This is a genomic window from Flagellimonas ochracea, assembly GCF_009903685.1.
GTDB classification, from domain to species: domain Bacteria; phylum Bacteroidota; class Bacteroidia; order Flavobacteriales; family Flavobacteriaceae; genus Flagellimonas; species Flagellimonas ochracea.
Map to the genome: position 1 here is coordinate 276,512 of NZ_JAAABI010000002.1, position 17,076 is coordinate 293,587.

Sequence of the window (17,076 nt, forward strand, 5' to 3'; positions counted from 1 at the left end):
TTTTACGCTAGCTGTTCTTTTCTTTGAATCCGGCTATCATGCCGTATTTTTTTATTCGATATTGCTCGGTGATTAGGGCAGTCAACTTATCTCTAAACAACAACCCCAATAATCCCAATAAGGATAAGGCTATAACTCCAGCCTCCAATGAAACAAGGAAATATAATCCTGTAAAAAGCAATATGGGCGCCCCTAAAACGGGTAATATTATTAAAAACTGGGTCGCACTGGTCCCTTGCATATTCCCAAAGGGACTCTTATCCAGCTCAATTCTCTTCTTGTTGAGAGAACCAAAAAACAAGATCACTGGAATATTTACGCCAAGATTGTAGAGGGCCGTAGCAAAGTTAATGGCCAATACATCCCATCCGAAATAAGAGTATGGTATGGTCAGAAAAAACATGACCACAACGCTCACAGAGATCAACAGTGCCTTTGATTCAAGATATTTTCGCAACGGAATATTCTGGGCCATCATCATATTATAGTAGGCACTGTCCCATGCAGGGATGAACTGTCCAAAATTCGTAAGAAAAATTCCCGTCATAAAAATTCCCAAGAAAGCATACATGGGATACATTTGCGCATATATTTCCTGCGTGTAAAAAATCAATCCATAAAAAACGAACAAAAGGGAAATGAATACTTGGGACTTGGTTCGCTTATTTCGCCAAATCAGTCTTAGATCCAATTGCAGAAAAGGAGCCATATCACCAAATTTCCTGGTCCAGGCCAGGTCGGAGGTTTTAGCTTCGGTGGATTTTGCCTTTAAAGACTCATCCAAAGAAATCCTATTCCTTAAAAATTTGAAGTTGATAAAATAAGCCGACAATGCTAGCAGCAGTGGAATGAAGACAGTGCCTGGATAAGCAAAGAGACCATTAAAAATAGGGCCAAAAAAATCTCTCGCCATCAACAACCCGAAATAATCCAAGGCAAAAAACAGCACAATGATACTGCCAATCACAATCAAGGCCTTTTCACTTTTGTTGATCAAGAAATTTATATAATTAACACTCAGCACTATTCCCAATATGGAAAAAAGCCATGTAATGATGTTTAGAGGAGGGTATCCTTGATACAACAACACTATTCCAAATGGGACAAAGAAGAAAAGTGCCATAAGGTTATAAGCAGATACTCCGGAACGTGCAAGGATATAGTGGGCAATGCTGCTCTTTTTAATGCGCTGTAAAAGCAGCGGCTTGATATCCATTACCGGTAGCTTTTGCATGAAATATCTAAATAGCACTTCAGCTAATACCCAATAAACCAAGTATTGGCTTAAGGTCCACATAGGACTGGCATCTGGGGATATTTTCTTTAGAACGAAATAAAGGGTCCCTCCGGAAAACACAAGAAGTGCCAGCATGTAAATGGCAAAAAAGGCCATTAGCGATTTTAGCAACAGCCCCTTTCCCATAGAGGAAGACCTAAAAAATGACTTCCATTGAAGGGTGATGAATATTTTGAACATGCTGTGGTTTACTTTTGGTTAGTACTAACAACCCAAAATTCGTTACAGATGATTTTCATTTTTAAAAAAACTAGCTTAGATAAGGCAAAGGAATTCTTAGTTTTGCAGCAAAAAAATTTATGAGCGATTTCCATGCCTTACAGGTTTCAGCCATTGAGAAGTTAACCCCAAGTTCGGTTGCAGTCAGTTTTGATGTTCCTGAAACCCTCAAAGATACTTTTTCATTCAAAGCGGGGCAATATATCACTATAAAGCATCAAGTCAATGGCCAAGAGTTGCGAAGGGCTTATTCCATTTCCTGTCCACCATCATCGGGCAGACTCACGGTTGGGATAAAAAAAATGCCAGGTGGTACATTTTCTGTTTATGCCAATGAAGGCCTTAGAGAAGGAGCTACCTTGGAGGTAATGCCACCTGAGGGTCGTTTTATTTTTGTGCCTGATGGAAATCCAAAGAACGTTATCGCCTTTGCTGCCGGAAGTGGCATTACTCCTATAATGAGCATTGCCCAAACCGTTTTGGAGAGTCATCCAGAAAATATTTTTGTGCTCATTTTTGGTAATCAAAGCGCCACTGAGACAATGTACTTGTCTGAAATACAGTTTCTTGAAAATAAATATACTGATAGGTTTTTCATTCAGCATGTGTACAGCAGGGCCCAAGAAGATAATGCCTTGTTCGGCCGTATTGAACGCTCAACCGTGAATTTTATCATCAAAAACAAGTTTAAGAACATTGCGTTCGATGCACATTACCTATGCGGTCCCGAGCCTATGATCAATACAGTGGTCGATGTTCTTAAAGAGAATGGTGTCTCTGAAGAGAAAATCTTGTTTGAACTTTTTACAAGTTCGGATACAGAGGATGATTTGGCAGAAGACTTGGAAGGAAAAACTCAGGTTGAGGTCATTGTGGATGATGAAACGTTTTCTTTTACCATGGACAAAAAACAGCTGGTTCTAGATGCAGTGCTCAAGGAAGACATTGATGCGCCTTACTCCTGTCAAGGTGGTGTTTGCAGCAGTTGCATTGCCCGAATCAAGGAAGGGAAGGCGGAAATGGTAAAAAACCAGATTTTGACCGATGGAGAAGTGGCCGAGGGATTGATCCTAACCTGTCAGGCGCATCCTTTGACCTCCAAGTTAAAGATAGATTATGACGACGTCTAGTAAAAATTGAGTTGTTTTTCCCTGATTTAGGACAAAGCTTTTTCCAGTGCCCTACTACCATGCTCGTAGCCAATGGCAAAGGCATTTTCAATGCCCTTTTTGTCTAAAACTCCTATCTTTTCCAGCGCCGTGGGTTCTATGTATAGGTCACACTCCCTTAATTTTTCATGATTAGAGGCATAAATCATTAAGCTGGTAACTCTTCCGGCCAATTGCAATGAGTTTTTCAGATCTTTTTTCTGAACCTGTCCTGCGATGGAAACATTGCTCCCGATAATGTAATCGGTCTTCTCCTCCACATATTCCTTTGGAAAGTTGTTCATAATACCACCATCCGCAAAAAAGGTCCCCTTAATTTCAACCGGGCTAAAAACAGGAGTCAATGCCGCAGAAGCTAGCAAGGGCTTAATCAACTCTCCTGAACTGAAAACGCTTTCTTCTCCTTTTAAAAGATCTGTTGCGACAATGAACAGGGGTTTTTTCAAATCTTCAAAGGTGTCTTTTGGAAAATGCCTTCTAAAAATGTCAAAATATCGCTCAGTATCAATAAAACCAGGCTTGCCAATAGCAAAAAAACTATATTGGAACAAAGGGGTGTCCTTGAAAAACTGTAGCATTTCCTCCACGGTATTTCCATTGGCATAAAGTGCTCCCACCAGTGCTCCCACGCTGGTTCCGGCCACTATCTGGGCCTCTAGGTTGTGCTCTTGCATCGCCTTTATCAATCCAATATGGGCCATACCACGCACGCCTCCCCCTGAAAGTACCAATCCTATGGATTTTGCTTCTGAAATTTTCATTGTTATCTATATCGGCCTTTTAAATGTAGTGCCTTCCATGCAAAAGAAAGCTTTTTTGACACCTTTTTAAACAACTTTTACCAACCGTTGGGTTTGTATTCCATTATGGAAATGGTTTTTTTGGCAGTACATCGAAGAGTTATCGATTTTTATCCCCAAATTCTTAAAGGGTTCATTATCAGAACCGACCCAGCGGTCTGTTTGTTAAAATTCGTCATTTCCAAAAAAAAATGTAATTCAAAGCACAAAAATTCGACCTAAATTATGCTTATAATATTGTAAGTTTAGTGTAGTTATACTATTGTGTTGCGAACAAAGCCAATCCAAAATACCGCAGTTCTCATTTTTGCAAATTCTGCTGCAAAGGATTGCCGCGATAAAAAAATCATTGCTGAAACCGCTTTGTTTGACACCTTAACGCGTCATATCATAAAAACTGTCAAGGCGACAGGACTTCCCTATTTCCATTTTACGGAAAATGAGCAAATTGGTGATACTTTTGGCGAACGTTTTACAAATGCCATAACAGCGGTATACGATAAAGGTTTTGAAAACATTGTTGCCATTGGAAACGATTCTCCTGAGTTAAAATCTTGGCATTTAAGAAAAGCTTTTCAAGAATTACAGCAAGGAAATACTGTTCTGGGGCCGGCTTTGGATGGGGGGTTTTATCTTATGGGCATTCATCGTTCCCATTTTGACCAACTTTCATTTTCCAAGCTTCCTTGGCAAGAAGTAACCCTTTTCACTAGAACCAAAAAGTTATTGGATGAAGTCGGTGCTCGTCTTTTTAGGCTTCCGATTTTGAAGGATCTTGACAGTCAAAAAGATATTGTGCTACTTGCAAACTACATCCGCAGTATTTCGTATGGGGTAATTGTTGTATTGAGAAGGATGTTGACGGTTTCCACGGACATTTATTCGATAGTCCATATCTTCCTCCAAGATAAACAGGGCTACACCCATCACAACAAAGGTTCACCCATACCTCTTTTCTTTTGAAGCCGTGGCTTTTAGGTCACTTCCCAGCGCTTCTTTTCCCAAACGCAGATATTAATCGATCGTCCATCAAAAAAGACGGTTAAAAATGCATTTTAAGGGAATAACTCGTAGGGGCAATCCCTTGGATAATAAACATAAAAAACAATATACCAATCATTATAAAATGGAAGACACATATTATCATCCCGCAGACCTTCGCAAATTCTCAAAAATCACCGAATGGAGTGAAGAATTGGGGACCAAGTTCTTTGACTATTATGGTAAAGTATTTGAAGAAGGGGCCTTGAGCGCACGCGAAAAATCCTTGATTGCATTGGCCGTCGCGCATGTGGTCAAATGCCCCTATTGCATAGACGCTTATACCAAAGATGGCCTGCAACGGGGTATTACCAAAGAAGAAATGATGGAGGCAGTACATGCTGGAGCCGCCATAGAAAGTGGGGCAACACTTGTCCATGGGGTCCAAATGATGAACAAGTACAATAAGTTGTCCATGTAGTGTCATTGACACAAACTGTTTAATCTCAAGAAAAATGCAAGAAAGCTTAATGCCACAAATCAAAAAAGCTGCCAAAAAATCTTTGAAGGCTAGGGAAAATGAGCTTGCTATGACCAACAAGCAACTGGAAATCCTTAATGGAGGACTTTTTGCCGAGGGCGAACTCCCCTATTTCAAAGATAAAATAGCTGAAGTCGGCCAATTTCCGCTACGGCCAAAGAAATTGGAAATACTGCAAATCAATGTAGGCTACATGTGCAACCAAGTGTGCGAACATTGCCATGTGGATGCCGGTCCCGACCGAAAGGAGATCATGACCCGTGAGACCATGAAATTATGTCTCGAGGTCATTCGCAATACAGGGGCGCATACGTTGGATCTAACAGGTGGTGCACCCGAAATGAACCCTGATTTTAGATGGTTTGTGGAAGAAGCTTCCAAAGCAGGGATCCAGGATTTTATCGTTCGTTCGAATTTGACGATTATAAGGGCCAACAAGAAGTATTATGATCTTCCTGAATTCTTCAAAAAACACAATGTGCACGTAGTTTCCTCCATGCCACACTATACCCGGGGGAAAACCGACAAGCAGCGCGGAGATGGTGTTTTTGACAAGTCCATTAAGGCTTTGCAGGAATTGAACGCCGTTGGCTACGGTATGCCGGGGAGTTCTCTTCGTTTGGATTTGGTCTACAATCCCTCTGGAGCATTTTTACCAAGCGACCAAGCAGCTTTAGAAAATGACTTCAAAAAAGCATTGAAAGAGGATTTTAATATCGACTTTCATAGCCTGTTCACCATAACCAATTTGCCCATATCCCGTTTTCTCGATTACCTCATTGCATCCGAGAATTATGAAGACTACATGTATGCCTTGGTGGAAGCCTATAACCCTGCAGCAGTGGAAAATGTAATGTGCACCAATACCATTTCGGTAAGTTGGGACGGATGGCTATATGATTGCGATTTTAACCAAATGCTGGATTTAAAGGTGGCCAGTAAGGTAAAACACATAAAAGATTACAACGAAGATGTCCTTAAAGACAGGAATATCATCATTTCACAACATTGCTACGGCTGCACGGCGGGAGCTGGAAGTAGCTGCCAAGGTACCGTAGCATAAATAATACTATTCTTAAAATACTAAACTATGAGTTATTTAAACGCCACCCATGATTTATATAAAGAGGCGGCCCTTACCCCAGACGTGGGTCTTTGTTGTACCACCAACCCTATATGGGAGTTGCCTGGGCTGAAAGTGCCAAAAATAATGCAGGAAATGAACTATGGATGTGGCAGCACAGTACACGCCCGAGACCTTGGCAACAGCCCAAAAACCCTTTACGTTGGTGTGGGCGGAGGTATGGAGTTGCTCCAATTTGCCTATTTCAATCGACAAAATGGTGGAGTGATAGGAGTGGATGTGGTCGATGAGATGCTGGAGGCCAGTAGGAATAATTTTAAGATTGCTGAATCTGAAAATGATTGGTTCAAATCCGAATTTGTGGAGCTCAGAAAAGGAGACGCTTTAAACCTGCCTGTTGAGGACAACATTATTGATGTTGCCGCACAGAACTGTCTCTTCAACATTTTTAAGGAAGATGATTTAAAAAGGGCCATCGAAGAAATGTATCGGGTATTGAAGCCTCATGGAAGGTTGGTCATGAGCGACCCTGTTTGCGAACAGCCCATGAATGACACTCTGAGAAATGATGACCGCCTCCGTGCGCTGTGCTTAAGTGGTAGTCTCCCGATTAAAGATTATGTAAAAGCTTTGACGGATGTTGGTTTTGGCACCATTGAGATTCGGGCGCGTAAACCGTACCGTATTCTGGACCCAAAACATTATCCCACAGAAGAGCTAATTTATATTGAGTCCATCGAAGTGGCAGCCATTAAGGACCCAATTCCAGAAGATGGCCCCTGTGTGTTCACCGGTAAAGCGGCCATATATTTTGGAGGAGAGGACTATTTTGACGATAACAAGGGGCACGTGCTGTTAAAAAATCAACCGTTGGCCGTGTGCGACAAAACTGCAGGTGCTTTGGCTTCTTTGGGAAGGGAAGATATATTCATTAGCGAGTCTACCTATCACTATGATGGTGGGGGTTGTTGCTAGAAAAACCTGTTGTTCATCCATTGCACAAAAGATTCCATCGACAAAATGACGCATTTAAACCGACTCCTTGGTCGGTTTTATTTTTGGAAAAACTGCCATATTCATCCCAATTTGTCATTTGGACGAAGTTTCTTTCAATTACATCCATGGATTTTTCAGTTGCCTACTTCTTGCAAGTTCTTTGAAACAGACTTAACGGTCTGATGCGATTCAAAACCCAAATCTGATGAAAACAACACTGAAAAAGCGCGAAACCATGCACCTGTTATGTGCCAAAGGATTGGAACTTTTCCACAATAACGGTTTTTACAACACCAGTTTAGATGATATCCTAAAAGAGTTGTCCCTTTCCAAAGGGGCTTTTTACCACCATTTTAAATCGAAAGAAGACTTTTTCGTAAATATCATACAGAATTTCGTGGTACAAAAAGTGTATGCCCTCTTGGTAGAACCTTTGAGTACGCAGGAAAATCCATTGCACGTTATTGTTGATAGTTTGGAAAATGCCTTGGAACCCAGCAAAAGCAATGAAATGGCCTATGGTTTTATGCTCAATGATTTTTTGACCGAATTCAACAAGCGTAATACAGAAATCCACCGATATTTAAAAGACATTCTGAATGTTTGGGAGGTCAACCTCATCTCCTTACTAAAAAAAGGAAAGGTGGACGGTTACATAGCCCGTCATGTTAATTGTGAGGGTGTCGCCACCTTTATTATTGCTTCTTATTTAGGAATGCGTTCCTTGATGATGGATGGCACCGACGCTCAGCTCAAGTACCAATACATGCAACAGCTAAAGCAATATTTCAATATGCTGACCGAACGGGAATCGGTGATTTAGGCTTCAAGCTGTTCAAAAAGCTTTTCAACCACTTCTTCTGGCCTGATGGTTTCCATTACTTTTTCATAGCCTTTGGGGACTTTATTTCCATAGACCGAAGTGGGAATCAATGGATATTTTGACCTATCGGCCAGCAACGCATTTTCCAGCGGCTGCCCAAATGGATAGAATCCCGCATAAGGATGGGTTACCCCCCAAAGCGTGATTACCGGAATGCCATAATTGGCAGCCATATGCGCATTGCCACTATCCATGGATAGCATAAGGTCCAAATTGGATATCAGCTCCAACTCTTCGGACAAAGACAGCTTTCCAGCCACATTTATAGCATTTTCAAAGGTGTTGGAAATTGAATCCAGCCGTTCAATTTCTTTGGCTCCTCCCCCAAAAAGCAAAATTTTATACTTTTCGGTATCATTACAGGCTTTTATAACCTGTTTCATTAGGGCAAGCGGATACATTTTGCCTTCATGTGCTGCAAAAGGTGCTATCCCAATCCACTTTTTGGCATCTTTCCCTACCACTTGCAACACTTGTTCCGATAGTTGCTTTCTTTTTAAAAATTTTGCTTCTGATAAATCGATGGGGAATCCCAATTGGGCAAACACATCGGCATACCGCTGATGGGTGCTTTTAAGTGGTTCCAACTTCTTGGCACCAGCCTTGGTAAGGGCGCGCTTTTCTCTGCGCCCTTTTGCAATTTGTGAAAAAGGAACTCGCTCCAAGGCAAAATAGCGTTTTAAAACATTACTGCGCAACACATTGTGGAGATCGGCCACTGCATCGAAATGAAGCCCTTTCAGTGCTTTGTATAGGCGCCACAGCCCGACAAATCCTTTGTGAGCTTTATGGATGTCTGCTGTAAATACAGTAACTCGTTCCATTCCCAAAAAAATAGGAAGAAAACTCTTTTTTGTGAGAACGGTGAGGTGTATTTCGGGATACTTATCGGTAAGACAACGAATAATGGGAACGGTCATGGCCACATCACCCAAGGCCGATAGCCTAATGACCAAAATATGGGTCCGTTTACCCTTTTTGTCCACGGAGCACCGGGTTTAGTTCGTCGTCATTGTACATCTTCATTTGTTTGTACACTTTCATGTACTTGTTCCCTGCTTCAATATCGGCAAGCAGTTGGTCTATTGCCGTGGAAAGGTCCTTTTTTTGTTCCAAAAGCACCGCCAGCTTCTCTTTGCATTTCGCAATGTGCTCTGGCGAAGCATCCGTTCGGTCTGCTTCTTCTTGCATGTGATAAATCTTCAATGCCAAAATGGAAAGTCGGTCTATGGCCCATGCCGGACTTTCTGTGTTTATAGTAGCGTCGTCCTTTAGCTGCACATCGCTATACGTTTCCAGAAAGTAACTGTCAATATATTCTACCAAATCGGTACGATCTTGATTGCTGGCATCAATTTTTCGCTTTAGTTCCAAGGCGGCAACTGGGTCAATATTGAGGTCGCGGATTATATCTTCATAATGCCATTGCACCGTATCAATCCAGTTTTTTCGATAAAGCAGGTGCTCCACCCTATCCTTCGGATACGGATTTGTAAAATCTTGGTCTACATCGTCCTTAATGTGATACTGGTTGATGCTTTCTTCAAACACTTTAAAAGCAAAGGCACTAAACATGGTGAACAAATTTAAAGCAAAGATATTGCTTTATCGTTTAATGGTTCAGCTCAATGACCAAAAGCAAAAACGGCACGACTGCACACAGGGTCAATATCGCTTCACGTAACTTTTTTCGTTTCACACTTTCCAAAAAATTGGCCCAAAAAATGGCTGCCGGAAAAAACGTGACCAAAATTGAAGAAGCTTCATTCGTTTTTAGCAGGTCCAAGAGAGTGCCCAGTAGAAACGCCATAAAAATTATCCGAAGGGAGACCAATTTTCCTCCTCCTTTTTTTCTTGTTCTGGTAAAAACAAAAACAATCAAGACCAACATCAATAGGAGATAAATGATAAGTTTGCTTCTAAATGAGTGGGCCAAGGGCTCTTTAAACAGCACGTCAAGTGAAAATTGGTAATGTTGCGCAAAAAAAGAAAGTGAACCGTTTAGTTTGAGCACTGCAAAGGTCAAAATAAACAGTGTGGCCAAGGCCAGCCAAGGGACCAACCAGTTCTTAAATGTTTTTCCATCGTATAGGTTGATGACCAAAAAAACCAATATCAGATAAATAAGCGCCCAATCGTAGAAAAGACTGGCCAAGCCAATTAAAAAAGTGGCGTCGAACACTTTGTGCTTTACATTTCGCATGGATTTGATGGCCAACAATCGCCATACGCCCACTAACAGAAACATGTTCGCAAATACGGCATTCTTATCCGAAAGTGTTTCTGAAAAAGCTACAAGAAGCAATACAAAAAAGAGCATGGCAAAGGAGTTGAAGCTCGTTACTTTCTCCGCCCGTACAATTTCATTTATAACAAAAATGGAAAGCAACACAGCGGCAAATCCCAATATTTCAAGCGGAAAGAATGCTTGGGTCCAATCCCCCTGAATGGAAAGAAACAGACGAATGGCATAGACCAATACTAAAAAGCCGGATAGGACAAAATAATTTATGGGTTTGGTTTTTTCGAAAAAGCTTGAAAACATCCTATCTTTTACTACTTTTGTAAAGTAAATATAGCCAACATGAGCAAGTTTTTTTACGGTATAGAAGACTTATTTGTAAACTACCTTTTTAGCCCTTTTGATTTTTTCCGGTTTTTAGAAAGTTGGTGGACTTCCAATACTATAAATTGGATATTCTTTGTTATTGGTTTCGTTGCCATGGTCTACTGGATGAACCAGTTGAAGATTTTCAACGATAGAGGAGAAGAAGACAAGAGCATTAGCTCCCATTCTTACCTATAGATCAAATCCAATATCTTTTCTGTAGTACATTCCTTCAAAATGTAGTTTTTGTATGTTTTGATAGGATGTTTCCAGCGCTTTCTTAAAATCTTTGCCAAAAGAGGTAACTGCCATAACACGCCCTCCGTTAGTTACCACCTTTCCGTCGGATGGTTTGGTTCCGGCATGAAACACCAATGATTCGGTTATGTTTTCCACTCCGGTGATTTCTTTTCCTTTTTCATAGCTTCCAGGATAACCTCCGGATACTGCCATTACAGTTGTAGCCGTTCTTTCGTCAATTTCAAGATTCACTTCGTTCAACCTTCCTTCGGACATGGCTATAAGAATTTTCACTAAATCGCTCTTTACCCTTGGAATCACGACCTCTGTTTCAGGGTCTCCCATTCTAACATTGTACTCAATTACTTTAGGCTCACCGTTCACTTTTATCAATCCGATGAATATAAATCCCACATAGGGCAGCTTGTCTTTTTTAAGGCCCTCAATGGTCGGTTTGACAATCTGTTGCTCAATCTTCTCCATGAAATCAGAATCAGCAAAGGGCACAGGGGAAATGGCCCCCATTCCGCCGGTATTGAGCCCGGTATCTCCCTCACCTATTCTTTTGTAGTCTTTAGCCGTGGGGAGCATTTTGTAGTTATTACCATCAGTCAAAACAAAGCAGCTTAGCTCGATGCCATCCAAAAACTCCTCAATGACCACTGTGGCACTTGCATTTCCAAATTTGGAGTCCACCAGCATGGCTTTCAGTTCCCTTTTGGCCTCTTCCAAATCATCCAAAATCAATACCCCTTTGCCAGCGGCCAACCCATCTGCTTTGAGTACATAAGGAGCGTCCAATGTTTGTAAAAAAGCGTACCCATCTTCCAAAGTTTCAGCAGTGAAGCTTTCATAGGCAGCAGTTGGAATGTCATGCCTTTTCATGAATTCCTTGGCAAATTCTTTGCTTCCCTCCAACGCCGCCGCAGCCTTTTGGGGGCCAATTACTGGAATCTCCTTAAGCGCTGGGTCACTAAGAAAAAAGTCATGTATGCCATTGACCAAAGGGTCCTCCGGGCCTACAACCACCAAATTTATCCGCTCTTTCAGCACCAATTCCCTGATAGCTTTAAAATCATTCACCCCAACCTCAACATTCGTGGCAATACTCGCAGTGCCTGCATTCCCTGGAGCAACAAATAAGTGTGCAGTTTTTGGGCTTTCAGAAATTTTAAGGGCAATGGCATGTTCCCTTCCGCCTGACCCCAAGACCAAGATGTTCATACAAGAAGTTTTGGTAAAAATAAATTCATTTCAGATAGCAGATAGCAGATATCCGTATTTATTTGCCATTTAAATGTGAAAAATCGCGATGTTCCTTTTGGCGCAATTCTTCAGGAGATAACGATTTGAAGTATTCATATACTTTTTTAAGGCCCTCAGAACGATGTACTCTAGGTTCCCAATCCAAGATTTCCTTCGCCCTTGCAATATCGGGCTGACGCTGTGATGGATCATCTTGAGGTAAGGGTTTGAACACAATTTTTTGATTGGTTCCCGTTAGCTTGATGATTTCTTCTGCAAATTCTAGTATCGTAGTCTCGTCTGGGTTTCCAATGTTGATGGGTTCCACATAGTCGCTCATCAACAAGCGGTAAATACCTTCAATTTGATCATCGATATAGGTGAAGGAGCGTGTTTGGGAGCCGTCACCAAAAACCGTCAAGTCTTCTCCCCGAAGCGCTTGTCCCATAAAAGCGGGCACTACACGGCCATCGTTCAATCGCATTCTGGAGCCGTAGGTGTTAAAAATGCGAACAATACGAGTGTCCAGACCGTGATGTCTGTGGTAGGCCATGGTGATGGACTCCATGAAACGTTTGGCCTCATCGTAGACTCCTCTCGGACCGATGGGGCTCACATTGCCGAAATAATCCTCGCTTTGCGGATGCACTAGAGGATCTCCATAGACTTCGGAAGTAGAGGCCACCAAAATTTTTGCTTTATGATCTTTGGCAAGACCCAATAAATTCAATGTCCCAATAGACCCGACTTTAAGGGTCTCGATGGGAATCTTTAAATAATCGATAGGACTCGCTGGGGATGCAAAATGCAGGATATGATCCATCTTGCCAGGCACATGAACGAACTTGGTGACATCATGGTGGTAGAATTCAAAGCGTTCCAAATGGAACAGATGTTCAATATTCTTTAGGTCTCCCGTTATCAGATTGTCCATGGCAATCACATGGTGCCCTTCCGCAATGAACCTATCGCAAAGATGTGAACCAAGAAAGCCGGCCGCGCCCGTGATGAGGGTTTTTTTCAATGCTTCTTTTTTTTCTTTTTTGACGTTGAATCCGATTTTCCTTTTAACGCATCAATCTTACGCCTCAATAGTATTTTTTGTTTCAACGTAGTGAAGTTGTAGTTGTACCTAAAGAATATGTAGCCCAGAAAAATCACTACGCTGACTAACATGATTACCATTCCTAAATTCTTGGCTTTGCTTCCAAGGATAATAAAAAGCACAACAAAGATGAGGTTAAAACAACCTATGATGAAGCTTGCTTGTTTATGGGACAGCCCCCAAAAATCTATGAGTACATGATGTACGTGATTTCGATCTGGAGAAAAGGGTCCTTTTTTATTGGCAATCCTGATTGTAAACACTCGGGCAGTATCAAAAAGCGGCACGATTAAAATGCTAATTGCGATTAGGGGAGCATTCTCTAACAAAAATGGGAGTCCTTCGTAAGATTCTGGTTTTAATGCCAAAAATTTTAAAGTTAAGATGCTAATTATAAATCCGACAATAAGAGAACCTGTATCTCCCATAAAGATTTTCTTATCTGAAGAAATATTGAATCCAAAGAAGGCCATTAGGCAAGCATTCATGATGATGGCTATAAGTGCGAAAAAGTATTCGTCGGATAAATAAAAGATGGTAGTATAAATAATCATAATTACAATACCGACTATGGATGCCAAGCCATCAATACCGTCAATCAGGTTATAAGAGTTAATGATAGTGAGCATAAGAAAACCAGCTATTGCCAAGTAAAGGAAATAAGGAATCTCATAAATGTTCAAAAAACCGTTTAAGGATTCTATAGTAAAACTTTCATTGGCCAAAACAAAACTTATGGCCAATATTTGGGTTACCAGTTTAGCTCCTGGAGATAAGATTACCAAATCATCTTTCATACCCACAAAAAAAAGAATCACAAGGCCTGGTATTATATAGATGGCTTCGTCAAATACATCTCTGCCCTTTATAAAAAAAAATGCCAGCAGAATCGTATAGAAAAATGCAACGCCGCCCATTGTAGGTGTTCTTGAGAGATGAGAACTCCTAGAGTTGGGGTCGTCCATAAGCCTCTTTTTTTCAACTACCCATATAATTTTGGGAATAGTTAAATAGGTCAGCAAAAATGACCCTATGAAAACTAATATGGCGGTCTCTAAAAAGTACAATGGTTAAATGTTCCTATATTTTACCAAATATAATCTTAATCAGGAACTTGAGTAAAGATGTTTGCCTAGAAATCCTTGTGGGTTCCTTTACAAGTCGATAGAACCATTCCAATCCTAGTTTCTGATACAATTTGGGAGCTCTTTTCTTTAGTCCCACATAAACATCAAAACTTCCCCCCAGACCCATGTAAAGTGCTGGGTGTTCCTCCATAAGTTCAGACATCAACAACTCCTGCCTGGGGCTTCCCATTGCAACAAAGACAATATCCGGTCTACTTGCAATCAGATTGCCGATTAACTTTGTCTCATCGCCCTCTTCAAAGAAACCATTTCTATATCCATTGATTTTAATGTTAGGGAATTCCAATTTCAATTTTGTTATTGTCTGTTCAATTACTGGTGTAGTGGAGCCGATAAAGTAGAATGATTTTGATTCAACATATCTGGTTATTATATCCAACCAAAATTCTGCCCCAGGAATTTTTACGGCTTTCAGCCCTTTTCTTCTTAAAGCCAGAACAGCACCAATACCATCCGGATATCCGATGTTGGAATTTATTAAATCGTCAAGTTTTGATTCATTTTTGTTAAGTTTTTCGGCATTCAATGCGATTAGCATGCCCCCATCCAATTTATCCAAGAACTCCAAGAATTGTAGTCTGGAGGTAAAGGCATATATTGTTTTTCCGTTGATGCTTTTCTTTGCAACATCCATGTACTCTCAGTATTTTTATCCTTCCCCAATATTTTTCTGTGGCACAAAAGAAATGACCCCATACCAGAAGGTGAACAAAATTAGTCCTGCCTGTTTGATAAAAAAGGATTCAACCATAAAAAGTGCTGCAAAAATGATCATATAGTGCCGGAAAAAATCATTTTTGCTCTTTAGGGCTGTGTAGAAAACCATGACCAATCCAGCTAAGGCAAATATTCCATGGGAGAGCAGTAATTCCAAAAATTGATTATGTGCGTTATAGCTTCTAAACTTTACTGTGGAAGATTCTGCGATGTTCTTCTGTAAAAAATCGACCACACCATCGGGCCCCATCCCAAACCAAATACTTTCCACAGGTATCTTGATGGCTGAATTCCAAAGATAAAATCGTGCTCCCAAAACATCATTCCAAAATGACGTTACCCCCTCATTTTGAAAGCATATGGTTTTAAAAGCAATAAAAAATGTAAACAACACTATTACTCCCACCAACGGATATACCAAGGTTTTTCGCAAATTCGAGTATACCAATAAATTGACCAAAAATAGGGCTGCCAACACGATTAGTGACATATTGGCCTTAAACATGAAAAGCAAAAAGAAAGCAATAAAAAAAAGTGCGGTATTAAGAGGACCTCCAAAAAATGGTCTTCTTAATCGCCTTAACAACGGGATAATGAAAAAAATTGCCAAATAGCTAGTATGCCAAAAATTAACCATTTTCTTTTCAAGGAATTTAATTGTATCCATCCCATCATTGTCCAAAGTATAGTTACTCAACACAAAAATCATGAACAGCAACATAAATACAATGATGCTCAATTCCAGAATGTTCAAAAGCTTTTCTTTTTGAATTTTGGCCGTTCTGTTAAAAACCACAGGGATCAACAAAAAATAACTGTAGTCAATTACCTTTTCCAAGGCCTGGTAGGCTTCAGCATTGATTAATGTTGTAATTATCAATATTCCATAAAAAAGAAAAAAAGCCGTTCCACTAGGGCCAAAGATTTGTTTATACCGTAATTTGTTTCCCGACCTTGCCAAAATGCCGATTGTTAGGATTGCGGACAAGGCAAGCATAGTATGGGAAACAATTATCCAAAAGGGCATTAGGAAAATCCATAGTACCAGAATCACATTCCTCGAATCCAGTAGAAAATTCCCTGCAAGGTCGGGAACAAACCGGCCAATTAAGGTTCTATTACGTAAATTTAGAAAACCAAAAAAGAGGAGTAAAATAGCATTGGCAAGCAGTGACATTGAATTTCGATTTTTCCTTCTTCTCGATTTATTAATCTTTTCAATGTCTCCCAACATTGCCCACTTTGGCTTATTGTCCATGGATCCAAGTACAAATCCCTGAACATCTTTACTGATATATGACCCAACACTGCCATATTCGATAATCTTTTTACTTCTTTTTGAAACATTCAAAGTGGAATATTGAACTTCCTTGATCAGCATTTTAGAATCGGCTCCAAGACTATAATAAAGCCCCACATACCCAAGTTTTTGTGTTGTTGGAATTGAAAACTTAAAAAACTGATTGTCCCCTGGCTCAAAACTTTTCTTTGGCGCAAAAATCAATTTTTCGGATTCCTCCTCTTTGGCTACTGCCCAAATTGTCAATGGGTTTTCGGTTTGAAACTTGATGGAAAAGTCAACTTCCTCGTAATTGGTTTCAAAAAAAAATAGATAATACAGAAGATTTAAAAGTAGAAGTAAGCCACCAACGGCGACAACTCTGGACAAAATATCTTTTTTTATAATCTTACTACCCAATATTCCGCTTCTTAATAGTTTTGGCTGGAACTCCACCTACAATAGTGTAAGGCTCTACATTCTCAGTGACCACCGCATTTGCGCCTACAATAGCACCTTTACCAATGGTCAGCCCCGGTAGGATAACTGCGTTTATGCCAATCCAAACATCGTCTTCAACGATAACTGGACTGGGCTCTGTATCTCCTTGAAGCAACATGGGCTTTTCTATGGATGAAAATACATGAGTCCTCGTATAAATGGCGGCTTTGGGAGCTATCATCACATAATCGCCAATAGAAATTTCACCTTGTAAAAAAACGTTCTCATTGATTCGGGTGTGCTGGCCAATACGAAGTTTATCC

The 17,076-nt window shown here is 40.6% G+C and carries 17 protein-coding genes and 1 pseudogene; 7 read left to right on the top strand and 11 right to left on the bottom strand.

Annotated features, from left to right (window positions below; all coding sequences use genetic code 11):
- Nucleotides 1-7: 7 nt before the first annotated feature.
- A complete protein-coding gene (locus GTQ34_RS06835; protein ID WP_166523034.1) occupies nucleotides 8-1,477 on the bottom strand; it encodes a DUF5687 family protein in 1,470 nt (489 codons plus the stop codon).
- 119 nt (nucleotides 1,478-1,596) lie between these two features.
- On the opposite strand from GTQ34_RS06835, the gene GTQ34_RS06840 reads away from it, so the two are divergent.
- Nucleotides 1,597-2,646: a ferredoxin--NADP reductase gene (locus tag GTQ34_RS06840; protein WP_166523035.1), complete on the top strand. Its 1,050-nt coding sequence runs from the start codon at nucleotides 1,597-1,599 to the stop codon at nucleotides 2,644-2,646.
- A gap of 26 nt (nucleotides 2,647-2,672) precedes the next feature.
- Here the strand turns inward: GTQ34_RS06840 and GTQ34_RS06845 are convergent, their stop codons facing one another.
- A complete protein-coding gene (locus GTQ34_RS06845; protein WP_166523036.1) occupies nucleotides 2,673-3,446 on the bottom strand; it encodes a patatin-like phospholipase family protein in 774 nt (257 codons plus the stop codon).
- Nucleotides 3,447-3,752: 306 nt separating this feature from the next.
- On the opposite strand from GTQ34_RS06845, the gene GTQ34_RS06850 reads away from it, so the two are divergent.
- The 5 genes from GTQ34_RS06850 to GTQ34_RS06870 all read left to right on the top strand — a co-directional run bounded on the left by GTQ34_RS06850 (nucleotide 3,753) and on the right by GTQ34_RS06870 (nucleotide 7,910).
- Nucleotides 3,753-4,448, top strand: coding sequence for a TIGR04282 family arsenosugar biosynthesis glycosyltransferase (locus GTQ34_RS06850; RefSeq protein ID WP_166523037.1), 696 nt, complete (start codon nucleotides 3,753-3,755; stop codon nucleotides 4,446-4,448).
- A gap of 163 nt (nucleotides 4,449-4,611) precedes the next feature.
- Nucleotides 4,612-4,947, top strand: coding sequence for an arsenosugar biosynthesis-associated peroxidase-like protein (locus tag GTQ34_RS06855; RefSeq protein WP_166523038.1), 336 nt, complete (start codon nucleotides 4,612-4,614; stop codon nucleotides 4,945-4,947).
- A 34-nt stretch (nucleotides 4,948-4,981) separates the two neighbouring features.
- Nucleotides 4,982-6,070 carry an arsenosugar biosynthesis radical SAM (seleno)protein ArsS gene (gene arsS, locus GTQ34_RS06860; RefSeq protein ID WP_235914985.1) on the top strand — a complete coding sequence of 363 codons (1,089 nt, stop codon included), beginning with the start codon at nucleotides 4,982-4,984 and terminating at the stop codon, nucleotides 6,068-6,070.
- Between the two features lie 27 nt (nucleotides 6,071-6,097).
- Nucleotides 6,098-7,066 carry an arsenosugar biosynthesis arsenite methyltransferase ArsM gene (arsM, locus tag GTQ34_RS06865; protein ID WP_166523039.1) on the top strand — a complete coding sequence of 323 codons (969 nt, stop codon included), beginning with the start codon at nucleotides 6,098-6,100 and terminating at the stop codon, nucleotides 7,064-7,066.
- Nucleotides 7,067-7,292: 226 nt separating this feature from the next.
- A complete protein-coding gene (locus GTQ34_RS06870; RefSeq protein WP_166523040.1) occupies nucleotides 7,293-7,910 on the top strand; it encodes a TetR/AcrR family transcriptional regulator in 618 nt (205 codons plus the stop codon).
- Here GTQ34_RS06870 and GTQ34_RS06875 read toward each other — a convergent pair.
- The 3 genes from GTQ34_RS06875 to GTQ34_RS06885 are packed head-to-tail and all read right to left on the bottom strand — an operon-like array spanning nucleotide 7,907 to nucleotide 10,515.
- Nucleotides 7,907-8,956 (bottom strand): glycosyltransferase family 9 protein, encoded by a 1,050-nt coding sequence (locus GTQ34_RS06875; protein WP_313790411.1) that lies wholly within the window; start codon nucleotides 8,954-8,956, stop codon nucleotides 7,907-7,909. The genes GTQ34_RS06870 and GTQ34_RS06875 overlap by 4 nt on opposite strands.
- The gene (locus GTQ34_RS06880) at nucleotides 8,940-9,545 is read right to left on the bottom strand and encodes a DUF4254 domain-containing protein (RefSeq protein WP_166523041.1); all 606 of its coding nucleotides are present in this window, start codon (nucleotides 9,543-9,545) and stop codon (nucleotides 8,940-8,942) included. Before GTQ34_RS06880 ends, GTQ34_RS06875 begins: the two co-directional genes overlap by 17 nt.
- Before the next feature lie 37 nt (nucleotides 9,546-9,582).
- Nucleotides 9,583-10,515 (bottom strand): DUF6427 family protein, encoded by a 933-nt coding sequence (locus GTQ34_RS06885; RefSeq protein WP_166523042.1) that lies wholly within the window; start codon nucleotides 10,513-10,515, stop codon nucleotides 9,583-9,585.
- A gap of 39 nt (nucleotides 10,516-10,554) precedes the next feature.
- Between GTQ34_RS06885 and GTQ34_RS06890 the strand changes: the two genes are divergently transcribed.
- The gene (locus GTQ34_RS06890; RefSeq protein ID WP_166523043.1) at nucleotides 10,555-10,776 is read left to right on the top strand and encodes a DUF6341 family protein; all 222 of its coding nucleotides are present in this window, start codon (nucleotides 10,555-10,557) and stop codon (nucleotides 10,774-10,776) included.
- Here GTQ34_RS06890 and purD read toward each other — a convergent pair.
- From purD to GTQ34_RS16995, 6 genes and pseudogenes are all read right to left on the bottom strand, one after another.
- Nucleotides 10,771-12,042, bottom strand: a complete 1,272-nt coding sequence (gene purD / locus GTQ34_RS06895; RefSeq protein WP_166523044.1) for a phosphoribosylamine--glycine ligase — start codon at nucleotides 12,040-12,042, stop codon at nucleotides 10,771-10,773. The genes GTQ34_RS06890 and purD overlap by 6 nt on opposite strands.
- A 58-nt stretch (nucleotides 12,043-12,100) precedes the next feature.
- Nucleotides 12,101-13,087 carry a UDP-glucuronic acid decarboxylase family protein gene (locus GTQ34_RS06900; RefSeq protein ID WP_166523045.1) on the bottom strand — a complete coding sequence of 329 codons (987 nt, stop codon included), beginning with the start codon at nucleotides 13,085-13,087 and terminating at the stop codon, nucleotides 12,101-12,103.
- A complete protein-coding gene (locus tag GTQ34_RS06905; protein WP_235914986.1) occupies nucleotides 13,084-14,133 on the bottom strand; it encodes an MraY family glycosyltransferase in 1,050 nt (349 codons plus the stop codon). Before GTQ34_RS06905 ends, GTQ34_RS06900 begins: the two co-directional genes overlap by 4 nt.
- Before the next feature lie 115 nt (nucleotides 14,134-14,248).
- The gene (locus tag GTQ34_RS06910; RefSeq protein WP_235914987.1) at nucleotides 14,249-14,875 is read right to left on the bottom strand and encodes a WecB/TagA/CpsF family glycosyltransferase; all 627 of its coding nucleotides are present in this window, start codon (nucleotides 14,873-14,875) and stop codon (nucleotides 14,249-14,251) included.
- Nucleotides 14,876-14,965: 90 nt separating this feature from the next.
- Entirely contained in the window at nucleotides 14,966-16,702 is a 1,737-nt protein-coding gene (locus tag GTQ34_RS06915) for an O-antigen ligase family protein (protein WP_166523048.1), read from the bottom strand.
- Nucleotides 16,703-16,724: 22 nt separating this feature from the next.
- Nucleotides 16,725-16,919 (bottom strand): annotated as a pseudogene (locus GTQ34_RS16995) (DapH/DapD/GlmU-related protein); the annotation flags it as partial.
- Between the last annotated feature and the right edge of the window lie 157 nt (nucleotides 16,920-17,076).